Source organism: Pigmentiphaga daeguensis (assembly GCF_039523035.1).
Lineage (GTDB): Bacteria > Pseudomonadota > Gammaproteobacteria > Burkholderiales > Burkholderiaceae_B > Pigmentiphaga > Pigmentiphaga daeguensis.
Genome location: NZ_BAAAEN010000042.1, coordinates 1 through 19855, shown reverse-complemented (window position 1 = coordinate 19855; position 19855 = coordinate 1). Strand labels below are relative to the sequence as shown.

Genomic DNA, 19855 nt, shown 5'->3' with positions numbered 1-19855 from the left:
CATCCAGGAGACGAACATGCACTTTCCCACCCGCCGCGGGCTGGCCCTGGCCGCCGCCTGCACGCTGCTTGCCCCGCCCGCCGCGCAGGCCCAGGGCAACTTTCCCAGCCAGCCGGTCAGGATCATCGTCGGCTCGGAAGCCGGCAGCGCGCCGGACGTACTGGCCCGTGTGCTGGGCAAGGAACTGTCCGCGGGGCTGGGGCAGGCCGTCATCGTCGAGAACCGCGCCGGCGCCACCGGCACCATAGGCGCCAACGCGGTGGCCTCGGCCGCGCCCGACGGCTACACCCTGCTGATGGGCACGGTGTCCAACATCGCGCTGGCCCCGTCCTTCTACCCCATCAAGTACAAGCCCACCGAGAGCTTCACTCCCATCAGCATGGTCGCCTCGGTGCCGCTGGTGCTGGTGGCATCCCCGGCCACGGGCATCGCCAGCGTCGAGCAACTGCGCACCAAGCTGAAACAGGCGGCCAAGGGCTCGTACAGCTATTCCTCGCCCGGCGTAGGCGGTCCCCAGCACCTGGCCGGCGTGCTGCTGGGCAAGCAGATGGGCACGGAACTGCTGCACGTTCCGTACAAGAGCGGCGGCGCGGCGCTGACCGCGGTGGCGGGCGGCGAGACCCAGATCGGCTTCGCCGGCATCGCCGCTGCAATCGGCCTGGTGCAAGCCAGGCGCGTGACGCCCCTGTTCGTGACCGCCGACAAGCGCTTCCCGCAGTTCCCCGACGTGCCGTCGGCGCCGGAAGCCGGGCTGCCCGAGCTGGACGTGGACAACTGGCACGCGCTGTTCGCGCCGGCCGGCCTGCCCGCGCCGGTGCGCGCCACGCTGGAGGCGGCGGTGAACAAGGCCTTGCAGTCTCCCGAGGTGAAAAAGCAGTTCGAATCGCTGGGCGCCGCGCCCACGGGCAGCACCGGCAAGGAACTGGCCGAAAAAGTCACCGCGGAAACCGCGCGCTGGACGAAAATCGTCGACGACAACGGCATCAAGGCACAGTAGATGAAACCCTCCAACCTGCTGATCATCATGGACGACGAGCACAACAAGAAAGTGCTCGGCTACAACGGCCATCCCATGGTCCGCACCCCCAACCTGGACCGGCTGGCGGCGCGCAGCACCTCGTTCGAGGCCGCCTATTCCAGCTCGCCCATCTGCGTGCCGGCACGGGCGGCCTTCGCCACCGGCCGCCACGTGCACGAGACGGGCTACTGGGACAACGCCATCGCCTACGACGGACGCGTCCCCAGCTGGGCCCACGCGCTGCGCGACGCCGGGCGGCTGGCGGTGTCCATCGGCAAGCTGCACTACACCGGCGACGACATCGACGGCGGCTTCACCGAGCAGATCATCCCCATGCACATCGAGGCCGGGGTCGGCGACCTGTACGGCCTGATACGCGACCCGCTGCCCATCCGCCACCAGTCGGCCGACCTGGCCAAGAGCATCGGCCCCGGCGAAAGCAGCTACACCCGCTACGACCGCGACATCACCGACAAGACGGTCGAGTGGCTGCATGCCCGCGGCCGCCAGCGCCAGGACCAGCCGTGGGCGCTGTTCACCTCCTACATCGCCCCCCATTCGCCGCTGATCGCTCCACCCGAGTTCTACGCGATGTACGACCCCAAGGCCATCCCCCTGCCCAAGCGGGCATCGGGCCCGCTACATCCGTGGATACAGGCCTGGAACGACTGCTACCGTTTCGACTCGCACTTCGAAAGCGACGAGCAGCGGCGCATCGCCATCGCCTCGTACTTCGGACTGTGCTCGTTCCTAGACCACAACGTCGGACGCGTCCTGCATGCGCTGGAGACCAGCGGGCTGGCGCAGGACACCCGCGTCATCTTCCTGTCCGACCACGGCGACAACCTGGGCTCGCGCTCGCTGTGGGGCAAGTCGACCATGTACGAGGAATCCGCCGGCATCCCCATGCTGGCCAGCGGCCCCGGCTTCGCGGCCGGCCGCAAGGTGCGCACGCCGGTCTCGCACGTGGACATGTATCCCACCGTCATGCAGGCGGCCGGCCTGGAGTGCCCCACGGGGCTGCCCGGCAAGTCGCTGCTGGAGATCGCCGCCGGGCCGGACGACGGCCAGCGCACCATCCTGAGCGAGTACCACGCGGCCGGATCGGTCAGCGCCGCCTACATGCTACGCCGCGGCCATCACAAATATATTCACTACACCGGCTACGCGCCCGAGCTGTTCGACCTGCAGCAGGACCCCGAGGAATTGCACGACCTGGCGGGCAAGCCCGAGAGCACGCCGCTGCTGGCCGGATTCGAGGCGCACCTGCGCGGCCTGCTGGATCCCGAGGCGGTGGACCGGCAGGCCAAGCGGGACCAGGCCGCGCTGATCGCCCAGCATGGCGGCGCCGAGCGCATCCTCAAGCGGGGCGGCAGCAGCTACACCCCCATCCCGGGCGAAGAGGTCAAGCTGCTCAATGAACAATGACCCGCTCGGACGCGGCCCGCTGCTGCCCGGCTCCGGCGTGCTGGCCGGCGCCGGCGCGGCGATTCTGGTGGCGCTGGCCGTGCTGGCCTGGGTAGCCGGCGCCGACGCGCTGGCATGGCTGCAACAGTCGATGGTGGACGGCCGGCCGCACCGCATCGACATGGCCCAGGCCTGGCATGCGCGCGCGATGGTGCTGGCCTGGGCGGTCATGATCCCGCTGGGCATCCTCGCGGCGCGTTTCTTCAAGGTCATGCCACGGCAGGCGTGGCCGGCGGCGCTGGACAACAAGTGTTGGTGGCACGCGCACCTCGCGCTCCAGATCGGGGGGGTGCTGGCGACCACGGGGGCGGTGGCGCTGGTCTGGCAAACGTCGGGGTCGGACACGGGGCTGGCCCGCGTGCATCGCGCCTCGGCCTGGGCGACCTGTGCGCTGGCCGCGTTGCAGGTGCTGGGCGGCATGCTGCGCGGTTCGAAGGGGAATCCGGACGAACCGGGCGACCATTACGACATGACCGGCCGGCGCGTCGTGTTCGAGGCTGCGCACAAGCTGGCGGGCTATCTGGCGCTGGCCGTGGCGGCCGTGGCGATCGTTACCGGACTGCTGTACGTCAACGCGCCGCGCTGGATGCCGGTGCTGATCGGCGCCTGGAGCCTGGCATGGGCCGGCGCGTTCGCGTGGCTGCAATGCCGCGGCTGGTGCATCGATACCTACCAGGCGATCTGGGGCGCCGACCCGCGCCACCCCGGCAATCGCCGGCCGCCCATCGGGCCGGGCATCCGGCAACTGCGCGCTTCCGGCGTGCGCTCGAGCCAGGTCGGAACACCACCCGCCGCCTAGGCCGCGCTCAACGCATCTTCCAGCCTGGCCAGGTCGGCCTCGCCGGCCTGGGCGAACTCCACCAGGAAGCCATCGGGATCGACGGCCGTCAGGCTGCGCGCCGCTGGCGCGCCCGTCAGGCATCCCAGCGACCGCAGCCGCCCGGCGGCCGCGTCCAGGTCCGTGGCGCCAGCTACGTCGAAGCTGTAGTGGTGCATGCCGGCCACGTCGCCCTGGATGATCGCCAACTGATAGGCGGTCGGGTGCCCCGAGGCGCGCAGCAGGATGCCGCGTTCAGATCGCGCCACCATCTCCAGCCCCGCCACTTCGGTATAGAACGCCTCCATGGGCGCCAGCGACGTCGTCGTCAGCACGACGTGCGACAGCCGCAAGGGTTGCATGACCGCGCCGGGCACGGGCCGGCGATCTGGCTCGGCGCTCCAGCGCCGGTCGGTCGCGGGCGCCTCGCTGCCCGGCTTCCAGGTCGATGTGATCAATTCGACGTCGCCGTGCAGAACGGCGCGCCAGTCCTTGATGGTGTCGGCGTAGAACTCGTTGGTGTTGCCGTCGGGGTCCTTCAGGTAGACGCTGTGGGCGATCTGGTGGTCGAGCGTGCGCGGCACCGCGATGCCGGCGGCGCGCGCGCGCTCGTAGGCGCGCACCAGCTCGGCTTCGGTGTCCATCTCCCAGGCGATGTGGTTCAGGTTGATCGCCCGCGCCGTGCCCTTGGCGATCTGCGTGTGGCCGTCGCGGCCCTGGCGGGCCTCGCTCGTGCGCTCCATCATGCCGACGTCGTGAGGCGTATGGCCGGTGCCCATGAAGGCGGCGCGCAGCCCGCTTTCGGTGAACTCCAGGTTCAGGCCGCAGACGTCGCGATAGAAGTCGATGGACCGCTGCAGATCGGCCACGACGAGGTTCACGTGCCCCAGGCGGCGGGGTTGGAAGATGGCTCCCTGGTTCATTGTGGTTTTCCTGTGGTGAGGGTCGAAAGTAGAAGGCCGGCCGCGCGCGACCATTCGCCGGCCGAGTCGGCGCAGGCTTCGTGCGAGGTGAAGTGGTCGCCAGGCAGCACCTGCCAGCTCACGCGGGCGCCGGGCTGCGCGGCCAGCGCGCGCGCGAACGCCTGGTTCTGTTCGCGGGTGCGCGCAAAATCGTGTTCGCCCCAGGCCAGGTGGAAGGGCACCGCGTTGCCCGCCACATGCCGCGCGGGGCTCCAGGCGTCCAGGCCGCCGCCCAGCGCTTCCCGCATCCTGCGATCGGCCTCGGCCGCGGGCCGTTGCAGGAAATCCAGGTCCAGCGGCGCGCTGGAAGGCAGGCAGGCCTTGACCACGTCGCCGGGCAGCCCGGCGGCGCGGCACAGGTCCGGACGCAAGGCCAGCACCGCCGCAAGATGGCCGCCGGCCGAATGCCCGCCTACCGCGATCCGGCCCGGGTCGCCGCCCAGCGCGGCGCAGTGCTGGTGGACCCAGCGCAGCGCGGCCACGCAGTCGTCCACGATCTCGCTCATGCCCACGGACGGGGCCAGCCGGTACGAAGCGGAGACGAACACGGCCGGCATGGCCAGCACCGGCGGCGCCAGGTAGCCCATCCATTCCTTGTAGCCGTTCATCCAGGCGCCGCCATGGAAATACAGCAGCACCGGCAGCGGACCCGGCGGCGCATCGGGTAGGTAGACGTCGACCTTCTGCCAGTAGTCGCCGCCATAGGGCTGGTCGGCTAGGACGCGATGCCGGCCCATGACTTCGGCGGTCGCCGCCAGCGCGCGGCAGGCATAGCCGGCCGCGCCGGCGTGCAGCATGGGAGGTAATGCCGGAAGATCGTCGAATGCCATGGATGCTCCGCAGACAGGCCGGGCGATGCCGGCCGCGATGGGGACAAGGTAGCTCACGCAGCTTATATATGCAACTACATTTATATTGAGAATTACTTCTACACCAAATCTACTTGGTGTTTATCCTAATCATGAAATCATTTAAATGTAATTGCATATATAAAACAAAGGGTCTAACTTAGCCGTCATGGCGAGAACCGCTCGCCCCCAGGAGTCAGCAGATGGCAAGGCGTCACGCAGAAATCTCCGGAGCCGGCTTCGCCGGCCTGACCGCGGCGGCCGCGCTGGCGCAGCGCGGCTGGTCGGTGCGCGTGCATGAGCGGGCGGGCAGCCTGCGCACCGCGGGCGCCGGCATCTTCATCTTCGAGAACGGCCTGAAGGTGCTGCGCGCCATCGGCGCCTACGACGAAGCCGTGGCGGGCGGGCACCAGGCGCCGGCGCGCGAGACCCGCGACGCCCGGGGCAGGCTGCTGGCGCGTCTGAACACCAGCCAGGACGGCAGGGTCTACACCGTGGTGCGGCAGCAGTTGCTGGAAGCGGTGGCCCAGGCGGCGCGGCGCGCCGGCGCCGAGATCGTCATGAATTCCGAGGTGGTGTCGGCCACGCCGCGCGGCGAACTGACGCTGGCCAGCGGCGAGCGCGCCACCGCCGACCTCGTCGTGGCGGCCGATGGCGTGAATTCGCGCATCCGCGATGCGCTGGGCCTGCTCAAGTCGCGCGTCACCATAGGCGACGGCGCGATCCGCGTGCTGATGCCCCGGCGCGGCGACGCCGTCGATTCCGCCGACGAGATCGTCGAGCACTGGTCCGGCAAGCGCCGGCTGCTGTACGTGCCCTGCGGCAAGCCATGGCTGTACCTGGCGTTGACGACGCTGCTGGACGACACCGCCGGCCAAGCCCTGCCGCTGGATGCGCGCACCTGGGGCGCCTCGTTCCCCCACCTGCGGCCCTTGCTCGAACGCATCGGCACGCTGGGACGCTGGGATCCGTTCGAGACCATCCACCTGCGCACGTGGTCGTCGGGCCGGGTGGCGGTGGTGGGCGACGCCGCCCATGCGCAGGCCCCCAACCTGGGCCAGGGCGGCGGCTGCGCCATGATGAACGCGCTGGGCCTGGCCGTGGCGGTGGACCAGGACCCCGACCTGGGCAGCGCGCTGCGGCGCTGGGAGGCGCGCGAACGGCCGCTGACCGAACACACGCAGCGCGTCTCGCGCCTCTACGGCGCGGTGGGCAGGTGGCCGGAACGGCTGCGGTCGTTCACGTTCAACCTGGCCGGCCGCTCGCACTGGCTGCTGGAGCAGCGCATGCGCACCGCCCACCACTCCCCCACCGGAACCTGAGACCCGGCCCCGCGCCGCCTGCCTTCCTGCCATTCACGATCAACCCGACGGGGGATACTCATGGGTGTTTCCGATCTTTCCCTGAGCGCCGAGGCCGACGGCCGGCGCGCGCCGCTCCTGACCAGCGGCACCATCATCGCGCGCATCGAACGCCTGACCGCGAGCGGCATGCAGATACGCGCCCGGCTGCTGGTGGGCATGGCCACCTTCTTCGACGGCTTCGACGCCATCGCGATCGCCACCACGCTGCCGCTGCTGATCAGGCAATGGGGCCTGAGTTCCACGCAGATCGGCCTGCTGATCGCGGCGGCGGCGGTCGGCCAACTGATCGGCACCTTCCTCTTTCCCCTGTACGCACAGCGCCACGGCCGGGTGCGCGCCATCGCCTACAGCTCGGGCATCATCGGCATCACCAGCATCGCCTGCGGCTTCGCGCCCTCGTTCGAGATCTTCCTGCTGCTGCGGGTGATACAAGGCATAGGCCTGGGCGGCGAACTGCCGGTGGCCGCCACCTACATCAACGAGATCACGCGCGCCGGCAACCGCGGCCGCTTCGTCTTGCTGTACGAGATCATCTACCCCATCGGCCTGCTGGCCTCGGCCGCCCTGGGCGCTTGGCTGGTGCCGCGCCACGGCTGGGAGATCATGTACTACCTCGGCGGCGTGCCTGTCGTCCTGATGTTCCTGCTGCCGCGCGTGATTCCCGAGTCGCCCCGCTGGCTGGCCGAGAAGGGCCGGCTGGCCGATGCCGATACCGCGCTGGCGCGCTTCGAGTCCAGCGCGCGCGTGGCGTTGGCCGAGCCGCAGGACGCGCACCGCTACGACGCCATGCTCGCGTCGCATCCCCGCCGCACGGTGCGCGACCTGTTCAGCCGGGCCTACCTGAGCCGCAACGTCGTCGTGGCGCTGCTATGGTCCTCGTGCGGCTTCATCCAGTATGGCCTGTCGACCTGGCTGCCCACCATCTACCAGACGGTGTACAAGGTGCCGCTGCAACAGGCGTTGAACCTGTCGCTGGGCGCATCCGCACTGGGCGTGGCGGGCTCTTTGGTGGCGGCGCTGACCGTGGACAGGTTCGGCCGCAAGCCCGTCATCGTCGCCGCCTTCCTGCTGTGCGCCGTCACGCTGGGCCTGGCCGGCGCGCTGTCCGGGCAGAGCATCTATGTCGTGGCGACGCTGTGCTCGCTGGCCTGGGGCTTCCTGGCCTGCGGCTTCATCATTTCCTACGTCTACACGCCCGAGATGTATCCCACCAGCATCCGCGCGCTGGGATGCGGACTGGGCGGGACCTGGGTGAAGCTCTCGGCCATGATCGCGCCCATGATCGTGGCCGCGCTGATGGCCAAGGGCAGCATGGACCTGGCGTTCTACGTGCTGGGCGCGGTGCCGCTGCTGACGGCGCTGGCTGTGGCCTGGCTGGGTATCGAGACGCGCGGCAAGGTGCTCGAGCAGTTGCACGCCTGACGGCGGTCAGGCCTGCTCGCCGTCGTCCTGCTCCAGCTTCTGCACCTGCTCGAACAACCGGCCCAGCAAGCCATGCAGCTGCCGCTGCTCGGCCGGGTCCAGCACCGAGGTCGTGGCTTCGACGATCTTGCGCGCCTGCGGATCGAGCGCGTCATACACCGCCACGCCCACCGCCGTCAGCTTGACCTCGACCACCCGGCCGCTGGCGGCGCTGCGGCTGCGCGAGGCGAAGCCGCGCTGCTGGAGCTGGTCGACGATGCGGCTGACCACCGATTGCTCGATGACGGTGCCCTTGCAGATCTCGCTGATCGAGGCCACGTCCACCCAGCGCAGGAACTGCATCACGCGGAATTGCTGGATGGTCAGGTCGGTGGGCCGCAGGGCCTTCATCAGGCGCGCGTTCAGCCCGTTCATGAGCCGGCTCAGGGCGTGCGGCAGGTAGCCTTCGGCCTGGGCCGGCATGGCGAGCGGCGAACGGGACGAAGGGGAGGACTGGTTCATGGTGGCTCGGGCCCGGAAGCGGCTGATTATATAAGCGCCCCCCGCGCCACGGAACCCTGGGGTCAGGTGCCGCGCCCGATCATCTCCAGCGTCGCGCGCGTAAGCGGGCTGTCCGCCTTCGCCAGCTCGCACAACAGGTTGAAGTGGTTGCAGTGGGTCGCCTCCACCCGCGTGACCTCCACCCCGGCTTCGCGGCACGCGTCCTCGTAGGCGGCGGTCTGGTGCTTGAAGCCGTCGGTCTCCAGCCCGCCCACCGCGGTGACCACCGGCAGCCCGCGGCGCGGCAGCGAGAACATCGGGCTCAGGCGCTCGGCCTGGTCGGGATACAGCCGCAGCCATTCATTGACGTTGATGTCGCACAGCGGCCGCAGGTCGAACAGGCCGCTCAGCGCCAGCACGCCCTTGATCACGTCGTCGGGCACGCGGTATTTGTCCTGCCAGCCGGTGGCGGCCAGCATGCCGGCCAGGTGCCCGCCCGCCGAGCTGCCGCCCACGTAAATGCGATCGCGGTCCAGTCCGTAGCGGTCGGCATGATGGTAGATCCAGGCCACGGCCGAACGCACCTCGCGCACCGTCTCGGCCAGCGTGCCCTCGGGCAGCAGCGTGTATTCGACCGGCACCACGGCCACGCCGGCAGCGTTGAACACGGGCGCCATGATGGGTGCGTCTTCCTTGGTCTGCGAACGCCAGTAGCCGCCATGGATGAACACGAACACGGGCGCCGGCCGGTGCGCCGCAGCCGGCAGGAAGATGTCCAGGCGTTCGGCCGCGCCCATGCCGTAGTGCAGGTCGCATACCGCGGCGCAGCGGTCGCGTGCCGCCTCGGCCAGCTCGGCGTACTCGCGCACGCAGGCGTCGAAGTCGGGCACCGAGGCGCGGGCGTTGTACTGCACGGCGCGCTGCGCCAGGTCGGCGAACAGCAGGTCAGGCTTCCTGGGAGTCATGCGAGGCGATGTCCTTGAAGGGAGTGAAGCGTTCGATCAGCGCCACCGTCTTGCGGTAGTGCTCGGCCAGCAGCGCGACGGCGCGCTTGCTGTCGCGCGCCAGCGCGGCATTCATCAGGTCCTGGTGCTCGCGGCCGACGTCGCGGCCCACGTCGCCCCATCCGGAGCGGCCGCGCAGCGTGGGGCGCCGGTAGCGTTCGGTTTGCGTGTACATCTGCAGCGACAGCTCCATCAACCAGCGCGAGCCACAGGCCGCGATCAGCGCGCGGTGGAAATCCAGGTGGCGCTGTTCCAGCATCTCGCTGGCCTCGTCGTCGGGCGCCGGCATGTCGTGGACCCGCCGGGCAGCCAGATTGAGCGCGTGGTAGGCCGCCACCAGGCGGGTTTCCCAGACATCGTCGCCGTTCTTGAGCGACCGGCGCATGGCCTCGCAGTCGATCAGGATGCGGGTCTCGGCTGCGTCCCACATTTCCTCGCGCGAGAACGGGGCGACCCGGAAGCCGCGCGAGGCGGTCGATACGACCATGCGTTCGCTCTGCAGGCGGTTCAGCGCCTCGCGGATGGGCGAGAAGCTGATGCCGTAGCGCTGTTTCAGGAACTCCAGGCGCAGGGATTGCCCAGGCTCGATGTCCCCCGAGATGAGATCGCGCCGCAGCGAGCGGTAGACCTGCTCGGCCAGGGTAATCTCCTCGACCTCGCCGTCCGGCGCATCGTAAGGCACGCCGGACTCCTGTCGGGCTGCCTTCACTCGTGGTTTCAACTCGCTTCTCCTGGGCAAGGCCCGCCCCGCGCGGGGGCGGCGGATTCAGAACTTCCCAGATAATAATTCGCCGCAGCCGGGCACGCTCGTGGACAGTCCCAGTTTGCGCATCATCTGCCACGAAGTGGCCACCGCCGCCGAGACCGTGGGGATGCCCGATTCGTCCTGCACCTTCTGGATCGAGGGCAGCGATTGCATCTGCACGCAGGCCGACAGCACCAGGGCGTCGATGTTGCCCCGGTCCAGGCGCTTGTAGATCTCGACCAGGCGCGCCGGGTCCTGGGCCGCCACCTGCAGGTTGTCCGGGATCTCCAGCGCGACGTAGTCCTTGACCTCGATGCCCTCGCTTTCGATGTATTCCACGACCAGCTTCGTGAGCGGCTTCATGTAGGGGCAGACCACCGATACGCGTTTCGCGCCCATGGCGTGCAGGCCGTCGACCAGCGCGCCGGCGCTGGTCACCACCGGCGCCGGCGCGCCGTTCTCTTCGGTGCGGCGGGTCAGGCGCTCCTCGGACACGCGGTGGTACCCCTTGCCCATGCTCATGATGGCCACCAGGCAGGCGTAGCCCAGCACGTCCACGCGCGCGTCCGACAGCTCGATCGCGCAGCGGTCGCTGTCGTGGTCCATGGCCTCCAGCTCTTCCTTGGTCACCTTCTTCATGCGCATGCGGCTGGAATGGAAGGTGAAGCGTTCGGGCGCCACGGCTTCGCGGGCGCGGAACATGGCGGGAATCTCGGTTTCCATCGTGGTGTTGGACGACGGAACGATCTGGCCGATCTTGATGGGCGCGCCGGCGGCGCGGGTCGGAATGGCGGTCATTGGGTCAGGCCTCGGGGGAAGTCGGGGATGGCGGCGCGGCGTCGACGGACTGGTCCGGCAGCGGATCGGGATCGTCCAGGAACTGCGCGGGCTGCTGGGTGCGCCGGTTCACGCGCAGGTCGAACACGTCGAAACGGTTGTAGTGACCGATGATGTCGTGCATCTGGCGCGGCTGGATGCAGCGCGACAGGTCCACGTCGGCGTAGACGATGCCTTCGCGGTCGATCAGCGGTTCGCCGATGACGCGGCCGTCCGGGCCCAGGATGCCGGAGAACGCGCTGTTCGAGCGGCGCAGGAGGTCGCGCGTGTGCGGATGGGAGGCCGCCATGGCCTCGACGATCTCTTCCGAGATGGTGGAGCACGACACCACCGTGTAGACCTTGCCTTCGAAGCTGTGGGCGGCCGCGCGCACGCGTATGGCCTCGGCCATGTCGTAGTCGGCCGGCGCCACCGGCAGCGAGATGTAGCTGGCCACGTGCACCAGTTCGCCTTGCGCCAGCAGCGAGAAACGCGCCAGCGTGTTGGTGTTCTCGCCGCAGGCCAGCGCGCCCAGCCGGCCGATGGCCGTGTCGTGCACGCGCAGGGAGGAGCCGTCGCCATTGGCCCAGGTCAGCTTCTCGGCCCAGGTCGGCACCAGCTTGCGGTGGCGGCCCAGCAGCTTGCCGTCGGGGCCGATGGTGACCAGCGTGTTGTAGATCGTGCCCAGGCCGTGCGCGGCCCGCTCGTTCACGCCCACCACCACGTGCACCTTGCATGCCTGCGCGGCGGCGGCGATGCGCCGGATCTCGGGACCGGGGATCTCGATGGCGCTGCGGCACAGCTTCTCGAACCACGGGCTGCCCTCGATGGGCGTCATGATCCAGTTCCAGTATGGATAGCCTGCCACGAACACCTCGGGAAAGGCCACCAGCGAGGCGCCGTTGCCGGCGGCCTCCTCGATCAGCGCGCACACCTTTTCCACGGTGGCGTCGGTGTCCAGGAAGACCGGAGCGGCCTGCACGGCCGCGGCCTTGAAACGGGGGAGATTCAACATGATGTTCCTTGCGTCCTCGATCAGAGTCCCAGATAGCGCTGGGCCAGTTCAGGCTGGCCCGACAGTTCGTCCGGCGTGCCCGCCCATACCACCCGCCCCTTCTCGACGATATGGTGGCGGTCGACCAGCGTGCGCATCTCGGCCAGGTTCTTGTCTATCACCACGATGGTCAGCCCTTCGCGCTTGAGCACGTCCAGGCAGCGCCAGATCTCCTGGCGAATGATGGGCGCCAGCCCCTCGGTGGCCTCGTCCAGCACCAGCAGCAGCGGGTTGGTCATCAGCGCGCGGCCGATGGCCAGCATCTGCTGCTCGCCGCCCGACAGCGTGCGCGACGACTGGCGGCGCCGCTCGCCCAGCCGGGGAAAGAGCTGGTAGATGCGAGGCAGGTCCCAGCCCGAGGCGCCGCGGCCGGCGCGGCGCGTGGCCACCAGGTTTTCCTCCACCGTGAGCGAGCCGAACACCCGCCGCCCCTCGGGCACCAGGCCCACGCCCAGCCGCGCCACCGTGTGCGGCGCCTGGTTGGCGAGGTCCCGGCCCTGTATGGCGACGCGGCCGGCACGCGCGGGCAGCATGCCCATCAGCGTGCGCACGGTGGTGGTCTTGCCCATGCCGTTGCGGCCGATCAGGGACACGACCTCGCCCTGCCTGGCCTCGAACGACAGGCCGAACAGCACCTCGCTCGATCCGTATCCCGCCCGGATGCCGTCCACGCTCAGCATGCCGCGTCTCCCAGATAGGCGCTGCGCACCTCGGGATGCTGGCGCACCTCGTCGCAGTTGCCGGTGAATATGAGCTTGCCGTAGACCAGCACGCTGATGCGGTCGGCCAGGGCGAACACCGCGTCCATGTCGTGCTCCACCAGCAGGATGCCATAACGCTCGCGCATGCCGGCCAGCAGCCGCGTCATCCGCGCCGATTCCTCCGGCCCCATGCCGGCCATGGGCTCGTCCAGCAGCAGCAGGCGCGGCTCGCGCGCCAGCGCCACCGCCAATTCGAGCTGGCGCCGCTCGCCATGGGCCATGTCGGCCGCCGGCACGTCGGCGCGGTCGGCCAGGCCCACGCGCTCCAGCCACGATTGCGCGCGCCCGGCCAGCTTCGCGTCGCGCCGGGGATCGGACCAGATCGAGAAGATCGTGCGCGGGCCCACGGTCAGCGACAGCATGACGTTCTCGATGGCGGTGTACTCCAGGCACAGCTGGGTGATCTGGAACGACCGCCCCAGGCCGCGCCGCGCCCGCTCGTAGGCCGGCATCGCCGTCACGTCGCGCCCGGCAAGGTGGATCTGGCCCGCATCGGGCCGGATCTCGCCGCAGATCTGCGTGATCAGCGTGGACTTGCCCGCGCCGTTGGGACCGATCAGCGCATGGATCTCGCCCGCGCGCACGGTCAGGTCCACGTCCTGCGTGGCCGCCACCGCGCCGAACGACTTGCGCAGGCCCCGCACGTCCAGCAACACCTCTTCCATGACCGCGCTATCCATGGCGCTTCCCTAGCCAGTGGCCGAAGAGCCCATGCTTGCCGGCCAGCACCACCAGCACCAGGATGGGACCCATGATGAACATCCAGTGCTCGGTCCAGGCCGACAAGGCCTGCTCCAGGCCCAGGAACACCCCGGCGCCCGCGATAGGCCCCAGCAGCGTGCCCACGCCGCCCAGGATGACGATGGCCATCAATTCGCCCGACTTGGTCCACGCCGCCATGTCGGGCGTGACCAGCTCGGCGTAGTTGGCCCACAGGATGCCGGCCATGCCGGTGCCCACGGCCGAGATCACGAAGGCGCTGAGCCGGTACGGCATGGGTGCCACGCCCAGGTTGACCGCGCGCCGCTCGCTCTGGCGCAGCGCCTGCAGCACCATGCCGTAGCGCGAGTTGACCAGCTTCACGCAGAAGACGGTCCACAGCGCCAGCACGGCCAGGCTGAAGTAATAGAAGCTGACCGGGTCCGCCAGGTCGATGCCCGGCAGCCGGCTGCGCTGCGACATCATCAGGCCGTCGTCGCCGCCGTACACCTGCAGCGACACCAGGATGAAATACACCATCTGCCCGAAGGCCAGCGTGATCATGATGAACTGCACCCCGCTGGTCCGCAGCGCCAGGTAGCCCACCACCCAGCCCAGCAGCGCGCAGCATGCCAGCGCGATGGGCCAGACGACCAGCGCCTGCGTGCTGCCGGCCCAGCCGAACAGCGGCCCGGCCTCTACCGCATGGAAGGTGATGATGGCCACCACGTAGCCGCCCAGGCCGAAGAACATGGCGTGGCCGAAACTGATCAGCGCGCCGTAGCCCAGCACCAGGTCCAGGCTGACCGCCGCCAGCCCGTAGATGACGAAACGCGTCATCGCGTTGATCAGATAGGGCGTATCGGTGGCGTGCGAAGCCACCGGCACGAGGGCCAGCAGCAACAGGCCCACCCAGCCGAACACGGCCCGGCGATTCCATTGCGTGAACAGGCCCGCCGTGCCGCGCCCGGGTACCGCGATTCCACTCATCCGGTTCATCCCAGGAGTCCCTTCGGTCGGAAGATAAGCACCAGCGCCATCAGCACGTAGACACTGGCCGACACCAGCCCGGCCGCCAGCATGTCGGCCACCTCGGGCGACAGCATCGCGCCCAGCAGTTGCGGGAAATAGGCGCGGCCCAGGCTGTCCACCATGCCGACCAGCAGCGCACCGGCCATCGCCCCGCGCACCGATCCCACGCCACCGATCACGATGACCACGAAGGTGGTGATCAGCACGCGCTCGCCCATGCCGATTTCCACCGCCAGCAGCGGCGCCGCCATCACCCCAGCCAGGCCGCACAACAGCGCACCCAGCCCGAATACCACGCTGTAGAGCTTCTGGATGTCGATGCCCAGCGCGTCCACCATCTCGCGGTCGTCGGCTCCGGCGCGCACCAGCATGCCCACGCGCGTCCGGTTGATCAGGAACCACAGCCCCAGCGCCACCAGCGCGCCCACCACGATGAAGGCCAGGCGCATCAGCGGGTAGCGGAAGCCCGGCGCCAGCGGCACCGTGCCGTCCAGGAAGGCGGGGATCTCGACCATGGGCGGCTGGCGCCCGAAGATCATGCTGACCGCCTCGTTGGTGAACAGGATCAGCCCGAAGGTCGCCAGCACCTGGTACAGGTGGTCGCGTTTGTACAGGCGCCGGATCACCGCGAACTCCACCAGCAGCCCGTACAGCGCGGCGCCGGCCAGGGCGGCCACCACGCCGGCGGCGAACGAGTTGGTGTGCCCGAGCGCGAACGCGCCGCAATAGGCTCCGACCATGTAGAACGACCCGTGGGTCAGGTTGATGACCCCCATGATGCCGAAGATCAGGGTCAGGCCCGACGCCAGCATGAAGAGCATGGCGCCGAACTGCAGGCCGTTCAACAGTTGTTCGAAGAGCAGGGCCATGGTCAGAGCTTGCACTGGCCGGCGTAGGCGTCCTGGTCGTCGCTGACTACCTTGCGCACGACCTTCGGCACGAACTCGTTGCCGCTACGTTCGATCCGCATCAAGTAGTAGTCCTGGATGGGATGCTGGTTGTGGTTGAAGCGGAACTTGCCCCGCAGCGTCGGGAAGTCGCCCTTGAGCAGCGCGGCGCGGAAGGCATCGCCCTTGGAAAGGTCGCCGTTGACCGCCTTCAGCGCCGAGCCGATCAGCAGCGCCGTGTCATAGGCCTGCATGCCGTAGTCGGTAGGCTTGCGGCCGTAGGCGTCGGTGAAGGCCTTCACGAAGGCGCGGCTTTGCGGATTGTCCATCTCGGTCGACCACATCCCCACGGTATAGAAGCCTTCGGCCGAGGCGCCCGAGGCCGCCAGCATGCGGCCATCCATCGAGAAGGCCGGCATCAGCATCGGCACGGTCTTGTTCAGGCCCGAGTTGGCGTATTGCTTGGCGAAATTGATGCCCGCGCCGCCCGGGTGGAACTGGTAGACCGCATCCGGCGCCAGCGACCGCACGCGCGCCATTTCCACCGAGAAGTCCGACTGGTCGAGCTTGGTATAGATCTCGGCCACCACTTCGCCCTTGTAGGTGCGCTTGAAACCGGCCAGCGCGTCGCGGCCCGCCTGGTAGTTGGGCGCCAGCAGCACCACGCGCTTGTAGCCCAGCTCGTTCGCGGCATGGCCACCCGCCGAGTGATAGGCATCGTTCTGGTACGAGGCGACAAAATAGTTCTTGTCGCACTTCTCGCCGGCAAAGGTCGAAGGGCCGGGGTTCAGGCTCACGTAATAGGCGCCGTCGCGCAGCACGCCCGGCGCCACGGCCGCCAGCACATTCGAGAAATTCACGCCGGTGAACAGCTTGATGCCCGATTGCAGCATGCGGTCCGCGGCCTGCTTGGCATTGGCCGGCTTCAAGGCGTCGTCCTCGACCACCAGCTCCACCGGCACGCCGCCCAGCTTGCCACCGCCCTGCTTGATCGCCAGGTTGAAGCCATCGCGCTCGTCCTCGCCGATGTAGCCGGCGGGCGTCGACAGCGTGGTGATGAAGCCGATCTTCACCGGCGCCTGGGCTTGCGCCGCGCCGGCACCCGCGAGAAGGAGCGCGCACAGTCCGCCCCGGATCATGTTCCTGACCATTGTTGTTCCCTATGGATGTACTGCAACAGCTGGAATGAACCCGCGCGGGCGCGGGGCTTGGACCCTAGACGGCCACCACCGGATGGCGCAGCGAGCCGATCTTCTCGACGTGGGCCTCGACCACGTCGCCCGGCCACAGCCACTCCTGCGGCGTGCGGCCGGCGCCCACGCCCTCGGGCGTGCCGGTGGCGATGATGTCGCCCGCCTCCATGGTTATGGCGGCGCTGATGTCGGCGATCAGGTGCGGCACCTTGAACAGCATGTGGCGGGTGTTCGAGCTTTGCTTGGTCACGCCGTTGACGGTCAGCGACAGGTCCAGCACGTGCGGATCGGGGATTTCATCGGCGGTCACGATGCAGGGGCCGAAGGGACCGTAGGTGTCCTGGCCCTTGGAATAGATCCACTGCCCGGCGCGGCGGCAGTCGCGCGCGCTGATGTCGATCATCACGCTGTAGCCGAACACGTAGTCCAGCGCGTCGGCCTCGGCCACTCGGTGCGTGCGCCGCCCCATGATCACCGCCAGCTCCACCTCCCAATCGAGCTGCTGGGTGATGTTGCCGTTGTGCTCGATGGCTTCGCCCGGACCGATCACGCTGGTGGGCGGCTTCGAGAAGATGACCGGCTTGGTGGGCAGGTCCTTCGAGGTGTCCAGCGTGCGGCTGGACTCTTCCACGTGCTCGACATAGTTCAGACCGATGCCGAAGATGTTCTTGCGCGGCCGCGGGATGGGCGCCAGCAGGCGGGCGTTCCCGGCCGGGATCGCCGTGCCCACCGGCCACTTGCCTTCGTGGGCCTTCAACAGCTCGGTGGCCGACCGTACCGCGTCCGGACCGAGGTCGATGAAGGCCAGCATGTCGTCGGGCAGCGGCACGCCGGCCACGGCCCCCAGACGGGCCAGGTCCACCACGCGGTCGCCCACCACCGCCCCCAGGCGGGCTTGTTCGGCAACGGTGGTGCGGTAGGTCACAAGACGCATTTCTGTTCTCCATAGGGTCGCGCGAGGCGACAAGAATCCCGCCGCGGGCCGGACCCGCGGTGTATGACAAGCATCGAATCAGGTGGGGACTAGCCGATCAGCGGTTGGTGGCCATCGTTTTCCGCCAGCGCTTCCTCGCGGTAGAGCTTGAGCGCATGCATGACCGGCAGGTCGTTGAAGCAGAACAGGCAGGCGTCGTCGCTGTCCGACGCGTTGGCGTGCTCGTGGAAAGCCCAGGACGGCACGCAGAAAATGTCGCGCTCCTGCCAGTCGTAGCGGCGGCCGTTGATGATGGAATAGCCCTTGCCCTTGGCCACCTGGTAGAGGAAGCTGCCCGTGTGCCGGTGGGCCTTGGTCTTTTCGCCGGGCCGCAGCATCTGCATGCTGGCGCCCATGGTCGCCATGACCGGACCACCGGTGGCGGGGTTGGTGTAGTTCATCAGCACGCCGTCGTACGGGCTGCCGTCGGTGGTCGCGGCGTAGCGCCGCAAGGCCTCGTAAGTCGGTTCCCACTCGTACTTGAACAGCGGCGAATACGGCTTGTTCCAGGTCTCGCCATAGGGCCGCAGCGCCACGCCGCCCCAGGCGGCGGTGGAATCGTCCACCGGGTGGGTCACGGCCTGATTCAGGTCCGGGTGCACGGCGTAGAAGCCGGCTTCCAGCGCGTTGACCAGCGGAATATCCAGCCCGTCCTGCCAGATGCAGGGCGTGCCTTCCTCGCTGACGCCGTGCTCGTGCCAGGTGCCGTTGGGCGTCAGCACGAAGTCGTTCGCGCCCAGGGTCATCTTGTGCCCGTCGACGATGGTGTAGGCGCCCCGCCCTTCCATGATGAAGCGCAGCGCGCTGGATGAATGGCAGTGGGCCGAGGCGACCTCGCCCGGGTGCATGACCTGCAGGCCCGAATACAGCCAGCCCACGGCCGCCGACACCTCGCGCCGGCCGGGGTTGTTCAGGTAGATGACGCGGCGGCCGGCCTGCTCCGGCGTGACCAGGTCCACCGAGCGCAGTACGTGCTCGCGCAGGTCGCGGTAGCGCCAGACCACCGGCACCGATTCCGACTTGGGTTGCCACGGCTCGATCTTGTTGGCCACGGTCCACAGCGCGCCGGTCTCGTACTTGGCGAGTTCCTCGTAGTACGCGACCAGCTCGGGCGTATCACCCACGTTGGCCCTGCCGATTACCTCTTCCCGATACGCATCGTGTCGCGCCATGACGGACTCCATTTTTTATAAAAGATTTTATCTTTTCGAAATACTACCCTCCTCCCTCTATCTCTCACAAGAGATAGGCCATTAGGGTTTACCTGGAGAAGCACCCGATCCAGCGCCGTCATTCGACCGATGCTCCCGACTCGATGATGATGGGCCGATAGCGGTCGATCTCCGTCTTGATGAATTGACCGAAGTCTTCGCGGGACATGTGGAAGCGGTCGTAGCCCAGCTCGGTGAACTTCGACAGCACACCGGGGTCGTCCATGGCCTTGTTGAAGGCGTTCGCCAGTTTCGCCACGACGGCAGGCGGCGTACCCCGTTTCACCTCGACCCCCACCCAGATATCCATCACGACACCGGGCTGGCCCAGCTCCGCCATGGTCGGAACATCGGGAAAGAACGGGCTGCGCTTGTCGGCGGCGATCCCTAGCGGAACGACCTTGCTGGCACGATACAGGTTCAGCACTGTCGGGACGGCATCGAAATTAATGTCCACTTCATTGCTCAAGACCGCCATCGTTGCTGCCGGAGCGCCTTTGTACGGGATATGGGTCAGGCGTGCGCGCGGATTGTTTCTGGAAAGCAGGTGTCCCAGGATGTGCGGACCCGTGCCGGGTCCCATCGACGCATAGTTGACATCGGTACTGCCCGCCAGGGCGCTGCGCAGTGTCTGCTCCGAACGGATCTTCCCTGCAGGGTTGCCATACAGCACGAGGGGCGCCTTGAGCAAGGCCGCCACAGGTTCGAAGTCGGTCGCCGGGTTGTACGAAATGTTCTTATAGAGCGTGGGATTGATCGCCAGCGCTCCCATTTCTCCGGCAAACACGGTATATCCATCCGCCGGCGACTGCTTGATCGCCGACGCGGCGATCTGGGCGCCGCCGCCCGGCCTGTTGTCCACGATGACCGGTTGGCCAAGTTCCCTGGCCAGGCCTGGCCCGATCGAGCGGATGATCGTATCGACCACGCCTCCGGGCGGAAAGGGGATCACCACCCGTATGGGCTTGGAAGGAAAGTCGCTCGCGGCCGCGTTGGCCGAAAGGACTAGGTCGTGTTAACACTAATGGTGTTAATCATGAAAATTAAGAGATACTTCGGTGATGGAAATCAGCGAAGCCCAATTCAAGCAGATAGAGCATTG

At 68.2% G+C, this 19855-nt stretch carries 20 protein-coding genes; 5 read left to right on the top strand and 15 right to left on the bottom strand.

Going from position 1 to position 19855, the window contains the following annotated elements:
- Positions 1 to 16: 16 nt before the first annotated feature.
- The 3 genes from ABD104_RS28865 to ABD104_RS28855 are packed head-to-tail and all read left to right on the top strand — an operon-like array spanning position 17 to position 3284.
- Entirely contained in the window at positions 17 to 997 is a 981-nt protein-coding gene (locus ABD104_RS28865) for a Bug family tripartite tricarboxylate transporter substrate binding protein (protein WP_343928754.1), read from the top strand.
- Complete coding sequence (locus ABD104_RS28860; protein ID WP_279820710.1) at positions 998 to 2446, top strand: sulfatase family protein; 1449 nt, start codon at positions 998 to 1000, stop codon at positions 2444 to 2446.
- Positions 2436 to 3284: a cytochrome b561 domain-containing protein gene (locus ABD104_RS28855; RefSeq protein WP_343928753.1), complete on the top strand. Its 849-nt coding sequence runs from the start codon at positions 2436 to 2438 to the stop codon at positions 3282 to 3284. The genes ABD104_RS28860 and ABD104_RS28855 overlap by 11 nt, the downstream gene beginning before the upstream one ends.
- Here the strand turns inward: ABD104_RS28855 and ABD104_RS28850 are convergent.
- A complete protein-coding gene (locus ABD104_RS28850) occupies positions 3281 to 4225 on the bottom strand; it encodes a VOC family protein (protein WP_176400615.1) in 945 nt (314 codons plus the stop codon). The genes ABD104_RS28855 and ABD104_RS28850 overlap by 4 nt on opposite strands.
- A complete protein-coding gene (locus tag ABD104_RS28845) occupies positions 4222 to 5094 on the bottom strand; it encodes an alpha/beta hydrolase (protein WP_343928752.1) in 873 nt (290 codons plus the stop codon). Before ABD104_RS28845 ends, ABD104_RS28850 begins: the two co-directional genes overlap by 4 nt.
- A gap of 221 nt (positions 5095 to 5315) precedes the next feature.
- On the opposite strand from ABD104_RS28845, the gene ABD104_RS28840 reads away from it, so the two are divergent.
- Both ABD104_RS28840 and ABD104_RS28835 read left to right on the top strand, forming a co-directional pair.
- Positions 5316 to 6434 (top strand): FAD-dependent oxidoreductase, encoded by a 1119-nt coding sequence (locus tag ABD104_RS28840; RefSeq protein ID WP_279820705.1) that lies wholly within the window; start codon positions 5316 to 5318, stop codon positions 6432 to 6434.
- Positions 6435 to 6494: 60 nt separating this feature from the next.
- Positions 6495 to 7898, top strand: coding sequence for an MFS transporter (locus ABD104_RS28835; RefSeq protein ID WP_343928751.1), 1404 nt, complete (start codon positions 6495 to 6497; stop codon positions 7896 to 7898).
- Positions 7899 to 7904: 6 nt separating this feature from the next.
- On the opposite strand, the gene ABD104_RS28830 is transcribed toward ABD104_RS28835, so the two are convergent.
- From ABD104_RS28830 to ABD104_RS28770, 13 genes are all read right to left on the bottom strand, one after another.
- Complete coding sequence (locus ABD104_RS28830; protein WP_279820701.1) at positions 7905 to 8399, bottom strand: MarR family winged helix-turn-helix transcriptional regulator; 495 nt, start codon at positions 8397 to 8399, stop codon at positions 7905 to 7907.
- A 62-nt stretch (positions 8400 to 8461) separates the two neighbouring features.
- The gene (locus ABD104_RS28825) at positions 8462 to 9343 is read right to left on the bottom strand and encodes an alpha/beta hydrolase (protein ID WP_343928750.1); all 882 of its coding nucleotides are present in this window, start codon (positions 9341 to 9343) and stop codon (positions 8462 to 8464) included.
- Positions 9324 to 10103, bottom strand: coding sequence for a GntR family transcriptional regulator (locus tag ABD104_RS28820; protein WP_343928749.1), 780 nt, complete (start codon positions 10101 to 10103; stop codon positions 9324 to 9326). Before ABD104_RS28820 ends, ABD104_RS28825 begins: the two co-directional genes overlap by 20 nt.
- A 45-nt stretch (positions 10104 to 10148) precedes the next feature.
- Positions 10149 to 10925 (bottom strand): maleate cis-trans isomerase family protein, encoded by a 777-nt coding sequence (locus tag ABD104_RS28815; protein WP_087836567.1) that lies wholly within the window; start codon positions 10923 to 10925, stop codon positions 10149 to 10151.
- A gap of 4 nt (positions 10926 to 10929) precedes the next feature.
- Positions 10930 to 11958, bottom strand: a complete 1029-nt coding sequence (locus ABD104_RS28810) for a carbon-nitrogen hydrolase family protein (protein WP_087836568.1) — start codon at positions 11956 to 11958, stop codon at positions 10930 to 10932.
- A 20-nt stretch (positions 11959 to 11978) separates the two neighbouring features.
- Positions 11979 to 12677, bottom strand: a complete 699-nt coding sequence (locus ABD104_RS28805; protein WP_132980686.1) for an ABC transporter ATP-binding protein — start codon at positions 12675 to 12677, stop codon at positions 11979 to 11981.
- Positions 12671 to 13438, bottom strand: a complete 768-nt coding sequence (locus tag ABD104_RS28800) for an ABC transporter ATP-binding protein (protein ID WP_343928748.1) — start codon at positions 13436 to 13438, stop codon at positions 12671 to 12673. Before ABD104_RS28800 ends, ABD104_RS28805 begins: the two co-directional genes overlap by 7 nt.
- Complete coding sequence (locus tag ABD104_RS28795) at positions 13431 to 14447, bottom strand: branched-chain amino acid ABC transporter permease (protein ID WP_343928747.1); 1017 nt, start codon at positions 14445 to 14447, stop codon at positions 13431 to 13433. The genes ABD104_RS28800 and ABD104_RS28795 overlap by 8 nt, the downstream gene beginning before the upstream one ends.
- Before the next feature lie 5 nt (positions 14448 to 14452).
- Positions 14453 to 15358, bottom strand: coding sequence for a branched-chain amino acid ABC transporter permease (locus ABD104_RS28790; RefSeq protein WP_087836572.1), 906 nt, complete (start codon positions 15356 to 15358; stop codon positions 14453 to 14455).
- Between the two features lie 2 nt (positions 15359 to 15360).
- Positions 15361 to 16527, bottom strand: coding sequence for an ABC transporter substrate-binding protein (locus ABD104_RS28785; protein WP_132980684.1), 1167 nt, complete (start codon positions 16525 to 16527; stop codon positions 15361 to 15363).
- A 64-nt stretch (positions 16528 to 16591) separates the two neighbouring features.
- Positions 16592 to 17503, bottom strand: coding sequence for a fumarylacetoacetate hydrolase family protein (locus tag ABD104_RS28780; RefSeq protein WP_343928746.1), 912 nt, complete (start codon positions 17501 to 17503; stop codon positions 16592 to 16594).
- An 89-nt stretch (positions 17504 to 17592) separates the two neighbouring features.
- Positions 17593 to 18714: a cupin domain-containing protein gene (locus ABD104_RS28775; protein WP_425543363.1), complete on the bottom strand. Its 1122-nt coding sequence runs from the start codon at positions 18712 to 18714 to the stop codon at positions 17593 to 17595.
- Positions 18715 to 18832: 118 nt separating this feature from the next.
- Positions 18833 to 19681 carry a Bug family tripartite tricarboxylate transporter substrate binding protein gene (locus ABD104_RS28770; protein WP_343928744.1) on the bottom strand — a complete coding sequence of 283 codons (849 nt, stop codon included), beginning with the start codon at positions 19679 to 19681 and terminating at the stop codon, positions 18833 to 18835.
- Positions 19682 to 19855: the final 174 nt, after the last annotated feature.